This is a genomic window from Fusibacter sp. 3D3, assembly GCF_001748365.1.
In the GTDB taxonomy this organism is placed as follows: domain Bacteria; phylum Bacillota; class Clostridia; order Peptostreptococcales; family Acidaminobacteraceae; genus Fusibacter_A.
Map to the genome: position 1 here is coordinate 1 of NZ_BDHH01000035.1, position 23,606 is coordinate 23,606.

At 36.2% G+C, this 23,606-nt stretch carries 17 protein-coding genes and 1 pseudogene; 1 reads left to right on the plus strand and 17 read right to left on the minus strand.

Going from position 1 to position 23,606, the window contains the following annotated elements:
* The 13 genes from F3D3_RS22495 to F3D3_RS22555 all read right to left on the minus strand — a co-directional run.
* Positions 1-208: helix-turn-helix domain-containing protein (locus tag F3D3_RS22495; protein ID WP_175438467.1), on the minus strand; the 208-nt coding region annotated here is incomplete at its 3' end.
* Positions 205-606 carry an IS200/IS605 family transposase gene (gene tnpA / locus F3D3_RS22500; protein ID WP_069876687.1) on the minus strand — a complete coding sequence of 134 codons (402 nt, stop codon included), beginning with the start codon at positions 604-606 and terminating at the stop codon, positions 205-207. The genes tnpA and F3D3_RS22495, both read right to left, overlap by 4 nt.
* A gap of 591 nt (positions 607-1,197) precedes the next feature.
* The gene (locus F3D3_RS22505; RefSeq protein ID WP_069876688.1) at positions 1,198-2,793 is read right to left on the minus strand and encodes a DEAD/DEAH box helicase; all 1,596 of its coding nucleotides are present in this window, start codon (positions 2,791-2,793) and stop codon (positions 1,198-1,200) included.
* A gap of 136 nt (positions 2,794-2,929) precedes the next feature.
* Positions 2,930-7,582: an EAL domain-containing protein gene (locus tag F3D3_RS22510; protein WP_069876689.1), complete on the minus strand. Its 4,653-nt coding sequence runs from the start codon at positions 7,580-7,582 to the stop codon at positions 2,930-2,932.
* Positions 7,583-7,709: 127 nt separating this feature from the next.
* A complete protein-coding gene (locus tag F3D3_RS22515; RefSeq protein ID WP_069876690.1) occupies positions 7,710-7,901 on the minus strand; it encodes a hypothetical protein in 192 nt (63 codons plus the stop codon).
* Positions 7,894-8,520 carry a hypothetical protein gene (locus tag F3D3_RS22520; RefSeq protein WP_069876691.1) on the minus strand — a complete coding sequence of 209 codons (627 nt, stop codon included), beginning with the start codon at positions 8,518-8,520 and terminating at the stop codon, positions 7,894-7,896. Before F3D3_RS22520 ends, F3D3_RS22515 begins: the two co-directional genes overlap by 8 nt.
* A gap of 32 nt (positions 8,521-8,552) precedes the next feature.
* Positions 8,553-11,516, minus strand: a complete 2,964-nt coding sequence (locus F3D3_RS22525) for a diguanylate cyclase (protein WP_069876692.1) — start codon at positions 11,514-11,516, stop codon at positions 8,553-8,555.
* Positions 11,517-11,620: 104 nt separating this feature from the next.
* Entirely contained in the window at positions 11,621-12,445 is an 825-nt protein-coding gene (locus tag F3D3_RS22530) for a hypothetical protein (RefSeq protein ID WP_207645409.1), read from the minus strand.
* Between the two features lie 361 nt (positions 12,446-12,806).
* Positions 12,807-13,604 (minus strand): hypothetical protein, encoded by a 798-nt coding sequence (locus F3D3_RS22535; protein WP_069876694.1) that lies wholly within the window; start codon positions 13,602-13,604, stop codon positions 12,807-12,809.
* 1 nt (position 13,605) lies between these two features.
* The gene (locus F3D3_RS22540) at positions 13,606-14,751 is read right to left on the minus strand and encodes an ABC transporter permease (protein ID WP_175438468.1); all 1,146 of its coding nucleotides are present in this window, start codon (positions 14,749-14,751) and stop codon (positions 13,606-13,608) included.
* Positions 14,752-14,827: 76 nt separating this feature from the next.
* The gene (locus F3D3_RS22545; protein WP_069876696.1) at positions 14,828-15,502 is read right to left on the minus strand and encodes an ABC transporter ATP-binding protein; all 675 of its coding nucleotides are present in this window, start codon (positions 15,500-15,502) and stop codon (positions 14,828-14,830) included.
* Positions 15,503-15,553: 51 nt separating this feature from the next.
* Positions 15,554-15,970, minus strand: a complete 417-nt coding sequence (locus F3D3_RS22550) for a hypothetical protein (RefSeq protein ID WP_069876697.1) — start codon at positions 15,968-15,970, stop codon at positions 15,554-15,556.
* Between the two features lie 306 nt (positions 15,971-16,276).
* A complete protein-coding gene (locus F3D3_RS22555; RefSeq protein ID WP_069876698.1) occupies positions 16,277-17,188 on the minus strand; it encodes a helix-turn-helix domain-containing protein in 912 nt (303 codons plus the stop codon).
* A gap of 213 nt (positions 17,189-17,401) precedes the next feature.
* Here F3D3_RS22555 and F3D3_RS22560 point away from each other — a divergent pair, with 213 nt between their 5' ends.
* Positions 17,402-18,298 carry a nitroreductase family protein gene (locus F3D3_RS22560; protein ID WP_069876699.1) on the plus strand — a complete coding sequence of 299 codons (897 nt, stop codon included), beginning with the start codon at positions 17,402-17,404 and terminating at the stop codon, positions 18,296-18,298.
* A 244-nt stretch (positions 18,299-18,542) separates the two neighbouring features.
* On the opposite strand, the pseudogene F3D3_RS22565 reads toward F3D3_RS22560, so the two are convergent.
* The 4 genes and pseudogenes from F3D3_RS22565 to F3D3_RS24390 all read right to left on the minus strand — a co-directional run.
* Positions 18,543-19,421 (minus strand): annotated as a pseudogene (locus tag F3D3_RS22565) (D-2-hydroxyacid dehydrogenase); the annotation flags it as partial.
* Between the two features lie 60 nt (positions 19,422-19,481).
* Entirely contained in the window at positions 19,482-21,266 is a 1,785-nt protein-coding gene (locus tag F3D3_RS22570) for a transposase (RefSeq protein ID WP_069876700.1), read from the minus strand.
* 688 nt (positions 21,267-21,954) lie between these two features.
* Positions 21,955-23,115 (minus strand): IS91 family transposase, encoded by a 1,161-nt coding sequence (locus tag F3D3_RS22575; protein ID WP_069871115.1) that lies wholly within the window; start codon positions 23,113-23,115, stop codon positions 21,955-21,957.
* Between the two features lie 243 nt (positions 23,116-23,358).
* Positions 23,359-23,606, minus strand: a 248-nt coding sequence (locus F3D3_RS24390) for a DUF6618 family protein (protein ID WP_175438469.1), incomplete at its 5' end; no start/stop codon positions are given.

Here is a 23,606-nt window from a genome sequence, read left to right on the forward strand (position 1 = left end):
GTGCTAGACTGTCGACTTCTCTTAGCCATTCAAATTCTGCTTTATATTGTGCGGGGGTATTTTTAAGTTTTTGATTTGTCCTCTTGTAATATTCTATTTTATCGCCTAGCATTTTATTGTAGATAAAACGCACACAACCAAAAGTCTTACCTATGAGCACTTCTTGTTCTGAATTTGGATATATTCTAAATTTGAACGCTTTATTCAATGCTTTTCACCTTGACTTTCTATATATTTCTTGATGACTTCAAGGGGTGCGCCACCAGTTGTAAGTAAACAATAACTTCTTGACCAAAAATATTCTTTCCATAATTTTTGACGAATTGACTGAAATTCATTTTTGAGTAGCCTTGAGCTCGCACTTTTATAAGCATTAATAAACTTCGATAATTCACTATTTGGGTGTGCCTTGAACAGTATATGAATATGGTCACTTTCGTGATTCCACTCTAGCAATGTTATATTGTAATTTTTTGCGATATATTCGAATATTTCTTTAGCTCTTTCAGATACTGCATCGTCAAGGACCATTCGTCTATATTTGATTACTAGCACAAGATGATAATACATCAAAAACACTGAATGATTATTATTATCCATTTTCATTTATTTCCAGCCTCCTTTGTATACTACTACTGATTACATTATAGCATTTTCTGCAGCATATTTCAAAGGCAAAAACCACCGATTCATCTCCCACCTACGCTCTCACTCCCTGAGCAAGGAAGGCTAAGAGGAAGGAGACTTCTCGGCTTTTAGGTTAAATAACTTTCTTATGCTTTTTATTATATATCAAATGCATGCCTTTTTTCTTCCTAAAAATGAGCAAGTAATACTAATCTGATTCCTAAAAATAAACTTGAACCAACTTGTTATATTTACAAATCAATTAATGGTTCTCTTAACAATTCCACACTTGAACAATGCCCTTCCAATCTAAAAAAGAGTGCTCAGATGAACACTCTTTACCAAAGCGTATACTCAGTCCGCTTCGCTACCTTCGTAACCCCCTTGCAATCCCTATCGGAGTGGGAGTTGGGACTCCCGCTGAATTAGGAGATGTCCCTCAAGGGTTATATAAATCATTAGTCTTCGTCCAGCAAAGAGCAGGAATGTCTAACCTGCGCTTTGCGGTTAGACGAATACGGGTCAGACAAAACATGGTTTTGGCTGACAATGATTATAACTTTTGCTATGCTATTTTACTTTTTTTATACGTTCAACAATTTTCTTGATAAATGTTTTTTTCGGTGTTGGTGTCACTTCAACAGCTGGTTTTGAATGCGCCTTTGGCTTTGACGAGATTACAACCGGTTTTGATATGGTGACTACTGCTTTCTTTTTCACACCAACTTGTTCTGTATGTTTCGGATGCTCTACGTGTTTGTTCACATGATTTTGTTTAACGGGATGTACCTGTTTAGAACTCACTTCTTTATGAGTTGATTCTGAACGCTGACCCACAGTTGCGGATGATTCTGATGCTCTTCTCACACTTGATGCCTTAGAAGTTGAGGGCTTTGGTCTTGGAGAGTTCCCCATTCTGCTTGAATTCCGGTCAGAATGTTGCGATTGAGCACGATGAGGTTGAGTATGTGGCGTTCTGGATTTTGGCGCCGTCGGTATAATCCCCACCCATTTTCCAGATGCATTTTTAACCGCTTCTCTGACCGCTTCATCCGTCGGCAGCTCTTCTTCGTCTATTAAAACACCCGTATGCTCTTCAATTTCATAAAGACTCCTAACTTCTGAAGTCGTTACAAGGGTTATTGCTCTACCGCCATTTCCTGCACGTCCCGTTCTACCGATTCGGTGAACGTAACTATCCTTTTCAGAAGGCACATCATAATTAATGACCAACGTTAAATCATCAATATGAAGACCACGTGCGGCAACGTCTGTGGCTACCAAAATTTGCAATTCGCCCTTTTTAAATTTCTGAATGGTTTTTGTTCTACTGGTCTGAGTATTAGCACCATGAAGCGAATCCACCACATAACCTCTTCTGAGCAGAAAATCATTGACTCTATCCACCACATGTCTCGTATTACAAAAAACCATACAACTATCGGGTTGTTCTAATTTTAAAAGTCTGTCCAGTTGAGTTCTTTTCTCATCTGGATTAACGCGATAATAAAATTGTTTTATACTATCTACGGTCTTTGTATCTGATTCAAGCTCTATTGTAATAGGCTCTTTCATGTATTCTCTACAAATCTTTTGAATTTCATTTGGCATCGTAGCCGAAAAAAGCATGGTTACACGATCTTTGGGCAACGCTTTGATAATTTTAACCACTTGATCGATAAAGCCCATATCAAGCATTCTATCTGCTTCATCCAGAATGAGATATCGAATGTTCTTCGTTGAGATTGTTTTTTTGTTAATATGATCAAATACACGTCCTGGTGTTCCTGTGATCACTGAAACACCTTTTTCAATCACACTCATTTCCGTAACAATATTATGTTGACCATAAACCGCTGTGGTATTGACTTTTAAATGCTTAGACATCCGTTTTAAATCACTATCCACTTGAACCGCAAGTTCTCGCGTTGGCGTCAAAATAAGAGCTTGTGGACCTTCTGTGGTATTATCAACAGACTGTAATACAGGTATGCCGAATGCGCCTGTCTTACCGCTTCCCGTCTTTGACATCACAATTAAATCTTCTGAATTTAAGATGTGTGGGATCGCCTTGGTCTGAACATCTGTCGGTGAAATAAAGCCCATGCTTTCTAGTGCCTTTACAATTGGTTCTGTTATCCCTAAATTACTAAATTGATTTTCCAAATTGCCTTCCTTTTCTCCTACTTTATCATTAAATCAACTAAAGACGAATTCATCATTATATGACAACTCGTCTTCAGTTGATCAAAGTTTTGTCCAATATCTAAAGATTATCATACATCAATATAAACGTCCACTCTTAATCTACAAGATTCTCTTTTGAGTCTCGCTCTGCTATGGGCAGCGTGATTATAAATTTGGTTCCGACATTGACTGTGCTTTCCACTGATAATTTGCCCTCATGGAATTCCTCAATAATTTCTTTGGAAACAGAAAGTCCTAGTCCAGTGCCAATACCCTTCTCTTTAGTTGTATAAAATGCTTCAAAGATATGTGCTTTAACTTCCTCAGTCATGCCTATACCGTTATCTTCAATCGTACATATCACTTCATCAGGTGCCTGTTTTGTCTTGATCGTAATTTCGCCCATCTCATTTTGATATCGTGCTACAATGGCATGATTTGCATTGATGATCAGATTTAAAAAGACTTGTTGAAGTTTTGAATCGTTTCCTTTTATAAGAGGCAACTGTTCATCTAAATCCAATCTAGCCACACTTGTATATTTGATTTCATTATGAGCAATTCGAAGCGTTTGGCTGATCAACACATTGATGTCACAATTCGTCTTCTCAGTCTCATCTGCTTTTCTCGAATAGCTCTTGAGGTCAGAAACAATCGTCTTAATCACATTTAAGCCTTCATTATAACTGTTAAAAACATCCTTAAGATCCTCAAGCAGATCCGAATCACTCCCAAGCACTTTTTCTAAAGGGGCTTCAGTTTCAAGAAGGAATTGAGTATTACTCAATAAGTAGCTCAACGGGTTATTGATTTCATGTGCGATTCCAGCGATGAGCTTACCCACAGATACCAAGCGATCTTGCTCTTGAAGTGCTCTACGGAGTTGTTCTATTTCTTGGTGATCTTTAAAATCATCATGCTTATCCTTAAAAGTAAACATATAGCCTTTGATGAGTTTGGGATCTGAATAATAAGAACCATCTCTTACGGCGTCATAAATACGGATATTTCCATTTATATCCTTGACTTGTGCCACACCTGACCATGACTCATACCCAAGCGATTCAATATTTATGCTTTCACTTCTCTGGTCGATTAATTTAATATCTAATTCTTTAATAGAATACACATTGTAACCATACTCGGACAGCCCAAACATCTCAATCGTCTTTTGATTTGCAAAGAGAATTTCATAGACATCATTCGTATAAATAATGAGGCGATCTGATAAATCTGCTGCGTTACTCAATATTCTAGAAATTTCAGTCTGCCGGTTCAATTCGGTTAAATCCTGTATAATCGTGAGCACTTGTTTTACGCCTCCATTATCATCAAATAAAGGGGCATTGTGCCATAGCGTTTCACGCAGAATGCCATTGTCATCGACAATCGTTATCATAAATTCCTGAGCATAACCTGCAAATAATCGATTGTAGTAATAACTAAAATCTTTAAAAGTATCCTTATTGAGAACATTTTTTAGATTTGGATTTTCCGTTATTTTCTCCGGATTTCTAAAGAGGTGATAAGCCCTTTCATTTGCTACGACAATTTTAAAATCTTCTTCCCAAACAATACTCGGAAGAGGCGAATATTCAAAGAATTTTATAAAAGATTCTTGCTCCAGTAAAAATTGTTGAATTACATTCGCCTGATCTGAAAGGTCTTTTAGTATACAGTACACCTTGAGTTTATCCTGCTTCTTATCAAATTCCACCCTGCTGTTCACCATGACGCTAATTTCTTTGCCGAGTGAAGTTTCCACATGACTCACAAAAGCACGGGTAGTTCTTGTGAACAGATCCTCCCATTCTTCTCTTTCCTTCAAGATAAAAAATTTTGTGATCGGCTGATTTAGAATTTTCTCAAAATCATACCCCACAAGTTCCATAAAAGATCGACTACAGCTCAATATTTTAAGCGTATCATCAAATTCAATAAAACTTAAATCCTTTAGTTTCATATGATCATTGACAATACTGTCATCAAATTTTTGAAGTAATTTTAGATCTTCGTTGAACTCTTCTGAGAAAAAGCGCTCAATTTCCATAGGCGACTCAATGAGATTTTTAACTTGTACATCACTGATTGGATAACTGAATATAAACCCTTGTATATATCTAACATTTTGGTTTTTAAGATAGATCAGTTGTTCTATCGTCTCTATGCCTTCTGCTATGACATTGAGTCCAATTTGCTCTGTAAAAGCAATAATGCCATTCGTCAAAAGGGTCGATCGAATAGAGGTCTCAATATCATCAAAAAACACCTTGTCAATTTTTACATAATCCGGATTTATGTTATTAATGCGCGATAACGTCGAAAAACCTGTCCCAAAGTCATCTATTGACAACAAATAGCCTGCTTCTCTAAATTTCGAAAGATTATTGCTCACACTAAACAGATTATAAAGATCCTGAGACTCTGTAATTTCAATTGAGATTTGAGGCGGAGATATGCCATATCGCTTAACCAAATTGTTAATCTGTTCAAAGAAATGTTGATCCATAAGCTGAATTACAGACACATTGATCGCCATAAAAACATCAGGCATCGCTTCTTGAATATCCGCTAACAATTTTAACGCCTTGTTTGCTACGAAAAAACCAACATTTAAAATGGATTGATTGCCTTCTGCAACACCAATAAACTCAAGTGGATGCACTATCCCAAGTATTGGACTTTGCCATCTAACCAAAGCCTCAAAACCCTTGATGACATTATCTTGAATATCCACAATGGGCTGATAGAGCACAAATAATTCATTATTTAATATGGCATCTTTCAACAAAATTTCAATCTGTTTTGCCCTTTCAAACTCGCCCTCAAGTGTTTGAGTATACTCCAGCACTTTCACATTTTGTTTAATCGCATAAGCCAACGTCGCATCCAGATAATGCAAATCTTTTCGCATATCTTGATGGCTTAATTTAGAGCGAATCCAAGTCACCGTAATTTCCGGATGAATCTGTTGATTTTGAATAATGACATTTTGGGTTAATGCTTGGTATATCGCTTCAATGGATTCTTTTTCATAATCTGATTGAGCTGCCTCATCCACCTGAATAAGAACCAAAATTTGATTTTCGCTCCACTTGAATAAATTGCCTTCATCAACCGACATTTCCAACTTGCGAACGATGGTACTCATGAATAAATCTAAAAATTCTTTATCAAAATAGCCCATAAGCAATTTGTAATCCGTTATCGTTACAAGTGAGGCCACTTGATATGGATAATACGCTTCATGCTGAAGCAAATAGGTGCGATTAAAAATTTTATTCACATTATCCCTGAAAGCAAGATCAAAAATGAGCGCTTCAGATTTTTTCTTTTCACTGATATCCGATGCAATAGATACATAATATATTTCATTTGTATCTTCTAAATAAAGCCTAGAAATACTTTGGTTGAGCGTTACAAGTTCTCCAATTTTAGTTTTATTAATAAACTCACCTTGATAGTACCCCTTATTTTGAACTTCATACTGCATACGGTCATAAAACTTCCGATCTAAGACCCCTGATTTAATGATACTCGGTCTACTGCCGATACATTCAAAACGACTATAGCCATAAATCTTTTCAAAACTTGGATTTATATCAACAATCAAATCGTGATCATCAACAATCATAATCGCTTCCACTGCATTACTAAAGACAGATTCCCTAATCGCAATCTTTTTTAATATTTCTTTCCGTTTGGTAATATCTCGTACGTCCACAATACTAAAGATAATTTCATGCTTGGTGATGGTTTGAATCTGAATATCCGCATAAAATTCGGCTTTATCCCTCCGCCTTACCTTCTGATCTAAGAGCAAATAGGTGCCTGCTTCATTTAAATACCTAACAAATTCGATGTTCAAATTAAAAAAATCATCTAGAGTAAAATTTTCAATGCCATCTTTCTTCAATTGCAACAATCGTTGCGCTTTGTCGTTTAGATTCTTTATGATATATCGCACGTTATCTTTTTTTTGAATGAGCATAAAGGCGTTAACATTTTTTTTAAAGGCTTCAAAGTAATCCATCATGTAAGATTCATTTGCCAGCCACATATCTTCCTTTAGATTTGAGATCACAAGATCAATAATCAGCATATAGGCAAACCATTTCATAAAAATGAGTAAGTTCTCCGTACCGACTCTATCGTTCGAAATAGGAAAATAGGACATCACAACTGCCGATAGCAATATAGCAGATATAAACCCACGTTCTACGATGTATCTCACCCCTTTATACTTAACCCCTCTGTAGAGTAAAAAAGCAAAGAGCACTAAAAAAATAATCCCTTCTGCATTTATGGCCATGTTAACAACTGCATCTGAAAGAGGATTCGCAGCAATTTGCGAAGAAATCCAAAAGTCAAAAGTCAATGCAAGTGTCACTGCAACGCAGAACGGAATTAACCCTTTTGTATTCATTTTCTTATATTCTTCATTATCAAAAATTAAAATAAGCGCCATAATAATGAATTCACCAATTAAGAGTGTTGAATTTCCCGTTTTGATGAGATGGGTTTGGATATGATAAAGACTTGAAAACAACAAAGTGGATAGCATCAGAAATTGCAATACCTTTGATAAATTAAGCCTTCTATCTTGTATCAAAATAAGTTCATAGACACTTATAACAATGATTCCAATGGGAATAAAATAATCAAGGAGCACATCATAATGTATGTATAGTTGACTATTATAAATTACATATGAAATTACCAGTAACAAAATGCTAGTAATCCTATAAAGCAAATGCATTTTTTTCATTTTGTACGCCTCAATTCGTTAGATTATTGACTAGTCCATTAATACCCACTATCTTCTAGTGTACGCTTTCAATCTAAAAAAACCAGCACCTTCATTAAACTAGGGCTGGTTCTTGATTTTATAGACTCTAATAAGATGCCATTTTTGATTTTTGCTCTTTAAATTCGAGTTTGATGTCTTTAATCAAAGTCTCTGATGTGATAAGATCAAAGACCGTCCCAGCGATAATTTTTGATGCGTGCAAAACAGCTTCATGTCCACGTTCCGTTTTGCCATTAACCACAAAATCGTCTGAATGTGAAGAGGCGTTTTCATCCACAAACGCAACCCTGATACAAGCTCCAGGTATTTGATACATCACATTCCCAACCTTTATCGGTATATCGTTTGCTTATATTCTCTAGTTCATTTCTTTCCTTTGAAAAGTAAAGGATATGATATTTGATGATCGGAATATTGAGCAGCTCTATCCACCCCTTATAAACACCTTCTATAAAAGCTGGTCGCCACTCTGAAATACGATTTAATAGCGGACATGCATGTATCTGATCTTTTTCAATGACGAGTGAAAAACCACTTTCATCTAAATGCGGCTCAAAGGGATAAGTTCTACACTGCACAGGCCTTAAAGTTCTAAGACACCCCTCAGATTCGTGACAAAAAATATATATCATTTTTTTAATTTTAGGCGGCATATCATATATGAGGCAACTGTGAATCTCATAATCAGTAACCTGCCCACTTTGCATATATTCAAATTCGAGTGGCAAAAGATACATGCCAAGTCTTTCACCCGTTTTTTCTTGCCGCCTGCAGCAGTGATATCCACAAAGTTCACCGCAATTCCCCTCTATTATGGGCTCATCCATTAATTGATATGCCCTACTAAATATCGTTTGATAGTCTATTTGAGTTCGTCTTTGATCGTTTTTCGACACCTTTACTCCATTTCTTATACATTCATTTATTTTTAAGCTTTGATCACTATCTTGTTTTTACCTGTCCGCTTTGCTTCATAAAGAGCAGCATCTGCGCTAGAAATAAATTGCTCCATATTCAATTCCTTCCCTGGTTTAATTGAGGAGACCCCAATGCAGACTTTAGGTTCTATTAATACAACCTGATCTTGAGTTTCTACACGTATCTTATGCACCTTTTCGAAGATTTTATTTGCAACAATATTAGCACCTTCAAGGTCTGTATCATTTAAAACCACTGCAAACTCATCCCCTCCAAATCTCGCGCAAAAATCCGTGCTCCTAGGTATAATCTCTTGAATTTGACTCGCAAATGCAATTAAAAAATGATCTCCAAAGACATGTCCATACTGGTCATTAATTTTTTTAAAATCATCCACATCTATCATCAGAAGAGAGATATGACTGTTGCTCCTCTTGGCAAGTTGAAGATAATCATTCAACTCCATATTAAAGTACCGTCTGTTGTAAATTCCTGTCAGCGCATCTTTTATGGATACGGATTCAAGTTCGCTCACAACGGACTCAAGCTTATCATTGAGTTTTGCAAGTTCTAGATTACGAGCCGTGACCATTTGACTTTCTTTAATTTTAAAAAGGCTAAATAGAATAAAGGCTCCGATCAACATATAGAGCACATATGCATATAGGGTATTATACCATGGTCTCAGAATTATAAAAGTGACTATTTCTGGATTAGAGTATTCGCCTTGAATGGTTTTAATTCGCACAGAAAATTTGTAATTCCCAGATTCCAAATTTGAATAAGAAACATAATTTCGATTTCCGCTTTCAACCCAATCCGCATCTACACCTGATAATTTATAACTGTACTGAATTTGCGACAAAGTCTCATAATCTAATGCATTAAAATCAAAACTGATGTAATTTTCATTTGATTTTAAAACATAATTTTTATTATTTAATATTTTAACATTTTGTTCTATTGGTGTGTTGTATACCGCGATATTCGTAATGTAAATTGGCGGCATTGTGTTACTGATAATTTTAGTCACGGGGGGAAACTTAGTGATTCCATGAGTCCCTCCGAAATAGAGATAGCCCTCTTTATCCACAAAGCCATCCCCTGTAAACATATACCCACCAATACCATCTGCAAGTGTTAAATTAATAATCTTTTCCGTTTGGGGATCTATTATGGAGATTCCATTATGCGTTGCTACCCATATGCGACCATCTTCAGATGCTTTCATACTGATAACCGTATTGTCTACAAGCCCCTCTGCTTCTGTGAAGCTCTTAAACGAGTCCGTCTCTTCTTGGTATTTTGAAATACCACCACCAATCATTCCAATCCAAATGGTCCCCTCTATATCTTCATATATTGAGCGTACTGTATTACTTGCAAGTGCGGAGAAATTGCCTTCTTCTTTGAAATAGGACTTCATCACATTTGTCTTGGGCTCATAAATATTGAGACCATTATTAGTCCCAATCCAAATACGACCTTTAGCGTCGCTTATGATATCGTAAACCAAATTATCTGTAAGTCTATTTTCAATACTCTCAACGTTGAAATGATTAAGTTTCTTAAACGTCTCATCATATTCATAGACCCCATCTAAATATGTTCCCACCCACAAGTGGTTTCTCTCATCTACATGGAGCACATACGTAATTGTATTTTCAGGAAGTATCTGAGTATTAACAAAGCTGTCAACCTCTGAATCATATTGGCCAATCCCCGTTCCAGATGCAATTAAAAGATTGCCATTGTATTCGACCAACTTCATAATCTGATCGTTTTCTAGCCTTCTAGATGCTGTGTTTTTTGTATTATACTTAATCATCTCCTTTTTCTGCTCATCATATACATTGAGTCCTTTATTGTAAACTGCAATCCACAACCGCTCTTTTGAATCCTTATAAATCGTATTGATTTTACCTGCATCCAATGTCATGGGATCATCTGGATCATTAGAGAATTCAAGATAGTTGACTTTTCTCGGATTTGTCTTGTACACCCCATTACCATTAGTGCCTATCCAAAGGATGCCAGATCTATCCTCTGTCAAAGCATAAACCACCGAATGACCAAGGTCTCCTTTTTTACCTGTTCCTGGGAAGTGATAGATATGACTTTTCTTTTCGCTGAACAAGCCACCGCCCCAAGTCCCCACCCAAAGGGTCTGATCTTCTGTCTTCTGAATCGTATATACACGATTATCCTCGAATGTATGTTGCTTGATCACCTTAAAATCTAGGTCCATCTCTACTACGCCGCCATCCCACAGCCCTAAAGAGAGCGTGCCTTCATCAAACTCTTTTATCGCCATTACATAGGTAGATGGATAATTCATTTCAACTTTGATCAAGCGGTCCTTAACTTCATCAAAATAAAAAAGGCCTTCATAAGTGCCCACCAAAAGTCGTTCTTTAGAATCTAAAAAAAGACTTCTTACCACTTTACCTTCTACTGGATAAGTGATAAATTTCCCTGTCACTGGATCAAGTTTATTCAGACCATCCATAGTGCCAAACCAAAAGTCTTCGTTTTTATCTTTGCCAATTGCCACGACTACATTATTAGATAGGCCTTGGTCTTCAACCGTATAGTTTGTAAACTGATCACGCTCAATATCCAATTTAGAAATGCCTTGATAAGTCCCGAGCCAAAGGACGTGCTCTTTTTCATCATAAAACATCGTCTGAATTAAATTGTGAATAAGCCCCTTTGTTTCAAACGGATTGTTGCGATAAGCAACAGAATCCTTCCCATTATATCGGGAAAGCCCCCCCTGTGTCCCAAACCAAATAAAGCCATTTTTATCCTGAATTATGCTCGATACAGATAGGTCCAGTAATCCTTGATTTCTACCAATTTCTTCGAAGTTAGGCATTCTTTCTTCTTCAAAAAAAATATCTGTGAAAAATACATTCTTTTGACTTACAAGTATTATCAGGATCAGTATAAAAACAAATATTTTTCTCTTCATATTGTATTCTCCCCTTACTGCAATATGAATTATTTATACCCCATTAGGGCGGGTTCATTCTCAATTGTCATATGAAAATACCTTTTGGCATAAAAAACGGTCCTCTAAATGAGAACCCCGTTTCGAATTTCTTTTGTAATTCTATTTTTGATCCAAAATAAAATGAAGAACAGCCCCAAAAGATAAGCGTATCCAATGCCATTTAGATTAAAATCATAATGAAGTCCATATCGATCTAAAAAGCTGATTTCATGAAAAACAGCTTTTATAAATGGCATTACAAGAATATACTGAATGAGTAATGCACCTATTAAACTTATACACAGTGCTAAAATTACAGGGATTACCCATAATCGCCATAAGAGTTTATCCCGATAACCCAAGATATATAAAAGTTTCATATTAGACCCTAAAGTCATTACCACTTTTTTAGAAAAATGTCTCATGAAAAGCATAACGGCTAAGACCACCATGCCCACTGTCAGCATGCCACTGTTCCTGAAAAAAACCAATTTTGATTTATCAGCTTCAATCTGATGTGTAAAAACATTAATTGTATCAAAGTAGCTTGGCAAACTGTAAAGCACATCATCTCTATTTCTGAAATCTTTAAGTAAGATATTTAAAATGTCCATCTTGCCTTCAACGTTCGTATAATAAGCATCGTCTACGTCTGGCATACTGATAACATCTCTTATTATTTGCGCTTCTGTAACCTTTGTAATTGTTGTAATCTCAACTTGAAGTGTTCTGTTAAAATGATCATCACTTTGATTAACCTGTGTATAAAAATCGCATGTAAAATAATAGAAGATAGAAAATAGAACAAAATAAGCACATAAAACGATAAAAGCCTGAACCCATAAATATTTGCAGCTTCTATAGTCAAATATATATGCCATTAAGTTGAGCCTCTTTATTGTATTCAAAACTTGTCCCCTTTCAAAGCGTCTACTCAGTCCGCTTCACTGCTTTCGTAACACTTGCACAATCCTATCGGATCCTCAAGGGTTCAAAGCGTATACTCAGTCCGCTTCGCTACCTTCGTAACCCTTGCGCAATCCGTTAGGATTGCATTCAGTTGGCGTTTGCACACCCACTGAACTAGGAATATGAACCCCCACTTTGAGAAGTGGGGGACATCTCCTCAAGGGATCAAAGCGTATACTCAGTCCGCTTCGCTACCTTCGTAACCCTTGCGCAATCCGTTAGGATTGCATTCAGTGGGCGTTTGCGCACCCACTGAACTAGGAATATGAACCCCCACTTTGAGAAGTGGGGGTTATCTCCTCAAGGGTTATATTCATAAATAATTTGATAAAGAACTGTTAATCCGATGAAAAACAATGTCAAATATGCGGTATTGCTCATATTTAAAAACCATTTAATGCTGATATCAGAAAAATGAGATTCTTTAGAAATTAAAAATAAGAACACATTTCTAACCAGAATGATCTCTATCAACAATGCCAGCATCAAGTTTTCCATTAAAAAACGCAAACTCCGGCCTATCAAGATAACAAGCACTTGCTTCTTTTGATATCCCAGTGCCTTCAATAAGAACAGCTCGTCTTTAATCGCTTTATTGCATTTTACAAAAGTTAAAAATATGATTAAAATCAAAAATAGAATAACCACTTTTAAAAATACTTTTAGATTCGATCCAAAATGAAAAATCATTATCGATTCCAAATCAAAATTACTGCCGTAAAAGGATACATCAGGATTAATCCTCAATAACTGATTTTCTATGGCTTCTTTTTGCCAATAATCTTGGAGCACAAAAGTGACAACATACAGATTAAAGTTTTCATCTTTATAAATATCATAAGCTTGAACTATTTCTGATTTCTCTAAGAAAGTGCTTACAGGTTCAATTTCTTGCTCTAAAGGTATCACCACTTTAAAACTTCTGTTCTCAATATTGGCGTTAATACTCTTTTCAAAATCATCGTTGTATAGAGATAAAAATTCCAAGGTCATCATAAGCGCCAAGAATAAGGTCATAAGAATTATGCCATGTGATTTCTTAACTCTAAACCATTTTAACAATTTTAATAGCCTTCTTAAAATTACATTCTGCTTCATCTTATTGTCCTCTAATGAGATCAATTTCAACTTCTTGATCTAGATGTTTGAGCTTGCTCATAGTCAAAAGTGAAATAATTAAAAGAATTGAAACCACTGAAATCAAGACCACAAATGGGTGAATGAGAAAATGTATTTGTTTGATTTGAAGATTTCCATAGGTACTCAATACATAGTTAGCACTTACAAGACCAACAAAATACAGAAACAGTCCTATTATTAAAGCAATTGAGCTCATCCACAAATTCTCAAATAAAAAAATGCGTTTAATCTGAGCGATTTGATATCCAAGTACTTTTAAGATGCCAATCTCTGTGGCTCTCTCATCAATGCTCTTCAGAGTGCTCACAGAGATGTATATCAGCCCCACCACTAGAAGTGTTAAACTTATCATGGTCAAAACAAATTTTGAAAACATGATAAAATCAGTTAAAATATCAAAATTACCCATTCCAAAGATTCCCATCCGACGGTCCATAATATGATGAATTTCATTTTTTATGAGTTGTAAATCATCATAATTTTTTGCGATTACAAAAAGACTTGATGAATCGCCTCTTTGAGTTTCGTCATAAATTGCACTTCTTATATGCTTTAAATCATTTGCTGAAATCAACACCTCATTTGGGCTATTAAAACTTTTTGCATTATCATATACACCAACTATTTCAAAAATCTCTGTCACAGCCTTGCCTTCTTCACTACTTAGAAAAGTTATTTCAACCTCCTTACCGATATCATCAGAGTAATCCTCAAAAACAGAAATACCTCCAAACATTTGATTCATATCCGTATCGTCCAATGAAAAATACTTCGGCAATATAATTTTTCGATGATCGGTTCTGGTTATTTTTTTTCCTTTAATCATATACGCATCATATGCATCGTTATAAAAATCGGCTCGAATGTACTTACTTGTATTTTTAAATAGACCATCAACACTGAAATGAAGGATATTTGATTCTAAAACTTTCTCCTTATCAATTTCATCATTCAGTTTTTCCAAGTCAATATCCACATCTGCGTGAGGCACCCCGAAAAAGAGCATTCTAGAACAAGGGGCATTTTGAACAAGATCTGTTTTAACCGATTCCATGGCACTGAGAAATGTGTAACTACTCAGCAAAACCATCACAGCTATTCCCATCAGGATGCTTGTAAAAATTAAATTCTTTTTCCTACTTCGTAAGTTCAGAAATGCAATATGTACTAAATTTTTAGGTTTAGGCATCACGTTCACCCAATCTACCTTGATCAAGATAAACCAGTTCATCTGCATATTTTAAGATTTCCTTGTTGTGGGAAACTGTGATGACTGTTTTACCTTCCTTCACTATTGCTTTCAATATTTTAAAGATTGTTTCTTCATTTTTTTCATCTAGATTTCCTGTTGGCTCATCTGCAATGATAATATCGGGATCATTTGCAAGTGCTCTTGCTATTGCCACGCGTTGTTGTTCACCAGCAGAGAGTTCTTTTGGATAATGATCCGTTCTCTCCTTGAGTCCCAGTTTTGAAAGCATTTGAATTGCTTTTTCTTGCATCTGTTCTAAGGTCATCGCCTCATCTAAATACATGGGAAGCATGACATTTTCAACGGCAGTCATATGCGAGAGCAAATAAAAAGACTGAAAGATAAACCCTATTTTCTTATTTCTAATCAAAGATTTCTGTCTTTGATCCAAACTTTTCGTATCTTCTTGAAATAAATAGTAATTGCCCGCGGTAGGATTATCAAGTAATCCCAAGATATTAATCAAAGTTGTTTTACCTGATCCTGAGACGCCCATTATGGCATAAAACTTACCGCTGTAAAATGTTAAGGACAGCTCTTTAAGTGCACTGACTTTCTCATAATGCTTTTCGATTTTTTCTATTCTTATAATTTCTGAATTCATCTGAAGGGTCCTCCTTGGTGAATATATATTTATATTTTAAGCAATTTGTGTTTAATAATTACCCATTATTACATAATTTGCAGTTCCACCCGACAGGTTATAGCCATATGTGCAAAAATTAAATCTGTAGGTGCCATTTTTATGAAATCCAAAATTTGATGTCACCAATGTGTCCTTAGGAAAATCTTTTTCGGTTGAGGAAACTGCATTGTATAACCATCCACTTTTTTCTTCTAATCCAACATAAATCGTATTCGAATACTGAGGATTATTTAAAGTATCAAATTTCACGCCTATTTTCATAGTGCCAGCATCATAAGATCTCCCTGCACCATAGTGTCTTGAATTTCCACTTATAGTTAAATTCGAATAATATGTCGATGCAAAACTTAAAGATACAATACATAGCACAATCAAAAATGTTAATGTTAATTTTCCAGATTTTTTAGCCAATTTACTCATGTTCATATGTTTCCTCCCTAATTTAAACTAATCTCTCATAATTATATTTATCCAACCACAGAGAACCCACGAGCATCATAACATTTGGCTCAACCACAAGCCATTAACCGTATGGAAATAAAAACTTTCCTCGCAGTTAATGTCATTAAAACCAAATTAATGGTAACATTCTCTATGATCACATCAATTATTTTAGGGAGGTCACATGAAAAAAATACGGATTCATATCATACTTATCTTACTCACATGCATTATAACTTCCGGAACAATTATGACCAATACATATTATATACTCCCCGACAAAACTGGAAGTTAAATTTCAACAGCATACGCGTACTCAGTTTTTAAAAACTGCTTGATAATTTGAGTAATTTCGTCTTGTTTCAACGCTATAGAAATATCATAAGCAAGTTTCATAGATTTTAGCCCTTGCTCTACCATGCCATAGTTGGCTAGAGCATAGCCCTTGTTGAAGTAAGCATCTACAAGCATTGTATGACTATCGCAACCTATACAATATTCAATAGCTTTATCACAAACCTCAATGCATTCTATGTATCTGGAGATTCTTGATAGCCATTTTGATAAATTGCTCATAACGACTGGATAAGTTCTTCTTTTCTGTTCTAATTCAATATTGGGTTTTTCTAAATAGTGTCTCAATTCAATAAGTAGATTAATTGCTATATCCATTTCTCCTAAATCTTTATATTGAATTGCTATATTGTTTATTAAGATCACTTCATCCTGCGTTAACAATTCATTCGATATATGCTCTAGTCTAACTTCAGTTTTGGTAAGCTTTAATATGTCATATAGTTCTTCAAGCTTTTTTTTACTTGAGCATTCATTTTTATTACCTAGAAGATACTGATGAAGTCTCAAAAATTGATTATTGAAAAGTGTCTCTTCATCATCTTCTAACAATTGAAGCTGTTCAATACAGCGCTCATGCATCAAATAATTTCCCATCGTATAAAATCGTCTCGCTTCATATTTCAAATTTTCTACCTTCAATTCTGTCTCGCTTTTAAATTGGGTATATTTTGAGATCTGCTTTCCTAAACGCTCCATTAATTTTTCTAAGATTTCAGAACTCGGTCTCACATCGCCTGTTTCAATTCTAGAGAGATAACTTGCTGAACAAATGCCATCAGACAATTTTTCTTGTGAAATACCTTGAGCCTTTCTTTCATATCGTATTATTCTTTCTACTGAATACATCAGACCTCCTTAAATGCTACAAATCACTTATTGATCCAAAAAATATTTTTTATTGCCACACATCCTTATTATAACATATTATTTAAAGCCTTCTTTTAAAATTACATTTCATTACACTTACGATTAAACATTCCATAATAAGGGTAAATGTATAATGTATTGACGCATACTATTACCAATATAATATTACCGATTTAACAAGGAGGCCTATTTATGAAATCTTTAAAACTTGCAGAAAAAAGACATTCTGTCAGAGAATATAAGCATAAAAAATTATCTAATGAAGCTCTACAGTATTTGAGTAATCTGTTACTAGAGAAACCTGAAATTTCAAAAATATCTAGTCTTGAATTCAGGTTTATTGAAAATGGCTTTGGTTTAGCGCCACAACTTGAAACCGTTTCGGGCTACTTTGGTAAAATGATCACTGCACCGCATTACTATGCACTTTTTAGCCATCAAGATGATTTTAGTCTCAACATGGCAGGATATGTTGGCGAATGGTTTATCCTCAACGCCCTTAAAAAAGACATCGGTTCTTGTTGGCTTGAAGTGAGAGACAGTAACCAGCTCAAGCAAATTTTATCAATTGAAACTTCAAAAAAAGCAGTGGCATTAATCGCTGTAGGCTATGCCAAAAAAGAATTTCAAGGTGGCGAAATCTATGCGGCTTCTCGAAGCAACAGCTTATCTTCACTTACAGACTTAGGTTATCCCGATATCAATCCCAACCACACAAAAGAACCCATGAGTTCTCGCAAATCCATCACTGAACTCGCTTATTTAAACACCTGGGGAAATACCCCAGAAATTAGAGAACTTGAAATGAGAGGTTTGCACGAAGCGCTTTTCTATATGCGTCTTGCACCGTCATATGGCAACAGACAACCTTGGTATTTCGTAATCTGTGAGAATCATATAGACCTTGTCATGGATCAATCAGATGACTTGTCCCCTTTTATTCAAGGTATTGATGCCGGTATCGCTATGTTCTACTTTGAAGTTGGACTCCATGATTCAGGTATCAGAGGCAGTTGGCATATGGACGCACTCAAAGCAGAGTATGCTTTACCCGGTTCTTATAAACTGGTCGGACAATATAGATTCTAAATCTAATTCTAAAGTCAATCGTAAGAACCCATGTAAAAACCCAGTTATAATGACCCTTGAGGGGATGTTCCCCACTTCTCTAAGTGGGGATTCATATGCCTAATTCAGTGGGAGTCCAAACGCCCACTGAATGCAATCCAATAGGATTGTGCAAGTGTTGCGAAGGTAGCGAAGCGGACTGAGTATACGCTTTGAGGGTGTATCTCTTTATACATCCTAATAATAACAGAGGCCCTCTACAGCGTTACTGATTCACAACATTCGTGGGTGCGCCCTCTAAAAATGCCTTTAGATTATTTGCCGCTATATTTAATAGCCTTGCCCTCGCTTCTTGAGGTGCCCAAGCGATATGAGGTGTGATAATCAAATTTGGGGCATCCAAAAGAACACTCCCCTTTTCAATAGGCTCAACCGAAACCACATCAAGTGCCGCCGATTTCACTTTGCCCGATCTCAATGCAGCCACAAGATCAGCCTCTACAATCAAAGGTCCCCTAGAGGTATTGATTAAGATAACGCCCGCTTTCATCTTTGAAATGGCTACGTTATCAATCATGCCGTGCGTATTTTCAACGAGTGGCACATGAAGCGAAATCACATCAGATTGTTCATAGAGTTCATCTAGTGTCACATAACCAAAGCTCTCGTTCACAAGATCTAAATCAGGATGTCTGGCATAGGCGATCACTTTCATGCCAAATGCATTTGCAATCTCGCCAGTTCTCTTACCGATTCGACCAAGGCCAACGATCCCCATGGTCTTTCCAGCCAGTTCCACGAGTGGTGACTTCCAATAGCAAAAATCCGTGCTATTAGACCACTCCCCTTCAAAAACGGATCTTGAATGCATTTCGACTCTATGGCACATTGCCAATAATAAGGCAAATACATACTGTGCAACAGCATCCGTTCCGTAGTCAGGGATATTACAAACAGTGATTTTCAGGCTCTTGGCCGCTTGAACATCCACAACATTATAGCCCGTGGCCAATACACCTATAAATTTAATGCTTGGACATGCTTTTAGGGTCGCTTCTGTAAGTGGCGTCTTATTCGTAAATACGATTTCACAATCTGAAATGTTTTCAATGATTTTATTCTCATCCGTTCGATCGTAAACGGTTAAATCACCAAAAACTTCTAGAGCCTTCCAAGCCTAAAAGTTAGATAAGCTGTACTCAAATTAAAATCCCGATTTGAGCCCAAGCCTCTGAATAAACAGGTTATCCCTTATTGTCATCTCGGTAGTCCAACGTTTTGATTGTAATGCTGAGGATATTTCAATTCCCTCTATAGCATCAAACCACTGTAGCTGTAGATAAATTGGCGTGTTATCAAGCCAGCTTTTAAGCTTTTTCTCCTGATCAAGGTTTTGTTTAAGATCGTGGTCGTGATTTCCATTTGGCACACCAAGAGATAACTTCATCGTTCGTACAGTCTCACTAAGGTATTCGTAGTAACAAAGCGATATAAATTGTACAAACATCCTTCCTCGGAGTGTATCCGCATCCCAAACTCTGATCCGCATACTATCTGCATGTTGCTTTGATGAACGAAAATAATCCTCTATATATTCCCGCTTTCTGTACTTAGAAAGAGCTACAAAGGTGTCTTTTTCTTTACTGGAAACCAATGTGAAATACCCATGATTTTTCTTGGCCTGGGCGCATGCATTTTCATTAAAACTAATGACCATTTTCTTGCCCCAAGTCCTGATGACTAAATATTTTTTCACCCGCGTCTGAGCGGCATCATTCAAATCCTCTATTGATGTGCCTTCCTCGAGTTTTTTCTTGAGGGAAAGTAGACCTCGCTCAAAAGCTTGATCCTCATCAACTTTACGAGCTGCATTATAGTAAATGTGAAGATAAACACGGCGAGAAAATGTTTCTTCCTCTCCCTGTGCTACTCCGGTTTTTTTGTTGGAATATTTACGTACCTTGACAAAGTCACGCATGAGCATGACAGTGATACCGTGTGTCGTCGGATCATACGGACAAACACTTGATAGGCGTTCCAATTCATTTTGGTGGTTATTAATCTCTGACTTGATCCACTTAAGGCCGGTCTTGGCAAGCGTAATAAAATCAAAGTGAGCCTGAAACATTTCTGATATGTTCTGTTCGCAATAGTAACCATTATCGGTTATAATCTCAGCACCCGATACACCAAGTGCAAGTAGTTGACTTAGTGCATTACTGATAGTTGACACATCAGACAGATCCCCTGGCTGTTTAGTAAAGGCAATAGGCTGTCTGTTCTCAATCGAATAAAGAGCAAGGTATTTCACTGTCTTCAATCCATCGTTTGCTTTGTTAAAACCATATCTAGCTTCCAACTGGTTTTCTGAGTAAGTGGAGAAAGTTGTTGAATCATAAGCGATGCCAGCACCACCGTTCAACTCGTCGCATCTGCCTTTGAAAAAATTTTGCTGCAGACTTTCATTAAGTCCTACGTCCTTAAACAGTCTGTGATAAACCTCTTCGGAGATACCTTCTCTATAAGGCAAAGGATGATTATATTGCCAAGTCGCAATGCCTGGTAGGCTTTGACCATCTGATGCCAAGAGATATCTCGCTAAAGATATGATCTTCTGCGCAGTTCCGATGTCAGTGTTTGCATATAGGGTAGCATCTATTCCTGAAGCCTTGCCTATATGGTCTATAATATTCATCATGCCAACTCGCTTACGTGAGGCAATGATTTGATTCGTCTGAAAAGTAGTTTTTTTCAGAGTTTCATTTGATACATTTTCATGTTCATTTGACTTTATTGTTCGCTTTGGTCTTGTTGGTACTGAAATTTCTGTTCCTTTTGGAATTTTGGATACCAACTTAGTGGAAAGAACTTTATTATATTTTTTCACTGGATCATAAACGGTTTTTCGCTCAAGAACGTAGATATCTCCATTCTTCTGAGGACTATGAATGATGCGAGTTTTGACCTCGCCGGATGCTTTTGCTGGCATTTGGGGCACCTCCTAATTGAGTATATATAAATTATAACATATACTCAATTTAAAAATCAATAGGAAATGCAGTAAAATCAATAGTTTAAGCGCTGTTCAGTCAAAAAAATATGTACTTATTTGGATTTGAGTACATTAAATCAAACTTTTAGGATATTAATAGAGATAATGGAAACTCAAGATTTAAAAAGGGGAAAAATGTTGATTACGCAAAAATTGGTATTAAATTAAATAATGTATATTTAGGTATAAGAATTGGAGTAAAATACAAGGAAGAAATTTCTAATATATTTAAAGAACGAAATGTTACAGTATATGAAATGAAGTTATCCAATACGAGTATGAGCTATAAGTATGATATTAATGAGCTTATTCAGTTATAGGATAATAAAATCCATCGTCTAACATAAAGTAATGTTTCTAAATCACACAAAAAAATAAGCCTCAAGGAGGCATAAAATGTGATTTAGGAACATTGTGTTGGGCGAAGCCGCGTCACCATTATCTTTGGGTATCCAATGATCTGCTCTTTAGGTTTTTTAGAACAGATTTTGAATAAACGCCTTACAAAAGGTAAAAATGAGATTGTGAATCCATAGAAAAATTGATACAATGACATAGATTCCCCCTCCCCATGAAAGTACATTCAATCATTTGGACGTGTAAGAATCTATTAAGTTTCAAAAGCTTAACCTGCACCAATATGTGGTGTAGCCTCTTGCATGACAGTATCACAATTAGAAGGTTCTAAAGGGCATTTTGAACACCTAGAAAAATCAAGGCGCATAAATTTGACTAGAAACTCAAGTGCAGTATAATCACTGGATTTTTTAGAAGGAATAATCTTCATAATGCGCTGGCAGTGAGCAAGCTTTGTGGGCCTGTTTCTAGCAGCGAGAATGCCATAATGTCTAATTTTCACAAAGCCAGAAGGCAGTACATGCATTAAAAACCGGCGTATGAATTCTGTGCCAGTAAGTGTCATTTGTTTGGTTTTTCCGGAGTCTTTATTGTCTTTATATCTAAAAGTGACGTGATCATCAGTGACTTTGAGGATGCGGTGATTGGAAATGGCCACACGATGAGTATACTGACATAAGTAGTTAACCACGTGAGTAGGTGAGTCAAAGTTTTCTTTGGCGTAAACTACAAAAGCTTTTGAATAGGCAGCATCAATTCTATTTTGAAAGTCCAAAGCGGATGCACATTCATTTGTATTCCAACCTTGTAATTGACCTTCGTAAAAAAGTTTTTTCAAGGCTTTCATAAAAATGCCTTTAAAAACACGACTGAGTATTTTAACATGAATTAGATAATTTTTTCGGGTTTTTTTAAAGCGCATGGTTTTAGTACAAAGCCCCCCACCGGGTACAATAAAGTGAACATGCGGGTGATAAGAAAGTGTTTGACCCCATGTGTGGAGAATACCAGTTAGACCAATTTGAGCTCCTAGATGCTTTTTATCGGCAGCTAGAGACAAGAGCGTTTTAGAAGCAGACTTCATGATCAAATTGTACATCAAAGCTTGATTGGCAAAGAAAATTGGATTGAGTTCTTCAGGGACAGTAAAAACCACATGGAAGTAGTGGACATTTAAAAGTTCAGAGTTGCGATCAACACGCCATTTTTCTCTTTTGAAAGACTGACAAAGTGGGCAATGACGATTACGACAAGAATTATAAGCAATAGAAGTTTCACCACAATTTGTGCAAACATTATGATGTCCCCCCAGTTTAGAAGTACGACAAGCCATGAGAGCATTCATGACTTTATATTGATCATATGAGGGATTGTGGGTTTGACAATAGTCCTCAAAGAAACGCACAAAAATATCTTGGAGATTAGGCATTAAAAACCTCCAAACTATCAAACGGACTAATGGCTTTAGTCACGTCAGCGGTAGTTAAATTGTTATCCGTCAAATTAAAAGCACCACCATCAGTCGCATTGTTTAATCCTAAATCGTGCCTAGTCTAGGGATCAGAAGCAAATTATTAGCGGCCTAATGAGCACATTAAATAAACTGCCTCATATTTAGTGCATATTAAATGATCCAAAGAAAAAAAGCGAGTGACCTCGCTTATGATTTGAGTTAAATATCTATATATGAACTAATCGCCTTCAAGGCATAAATAATGCTGATGGCATCTGTTTTTGAAAAATTCGGATGATAATTCGTAAGGCGTTCTAAGTTCCAGAAGGTATCGGTTAGTGCCGCAAGTTCAGTTGCCACGCCATGGGTAGGAATACATAAGAAGTTACCATGGGCGTAGTGACCACAAATGATGTGAAAACAACTTCCACGAGCGGTTATTTTTATCTCATAGGGATGAACGGTAG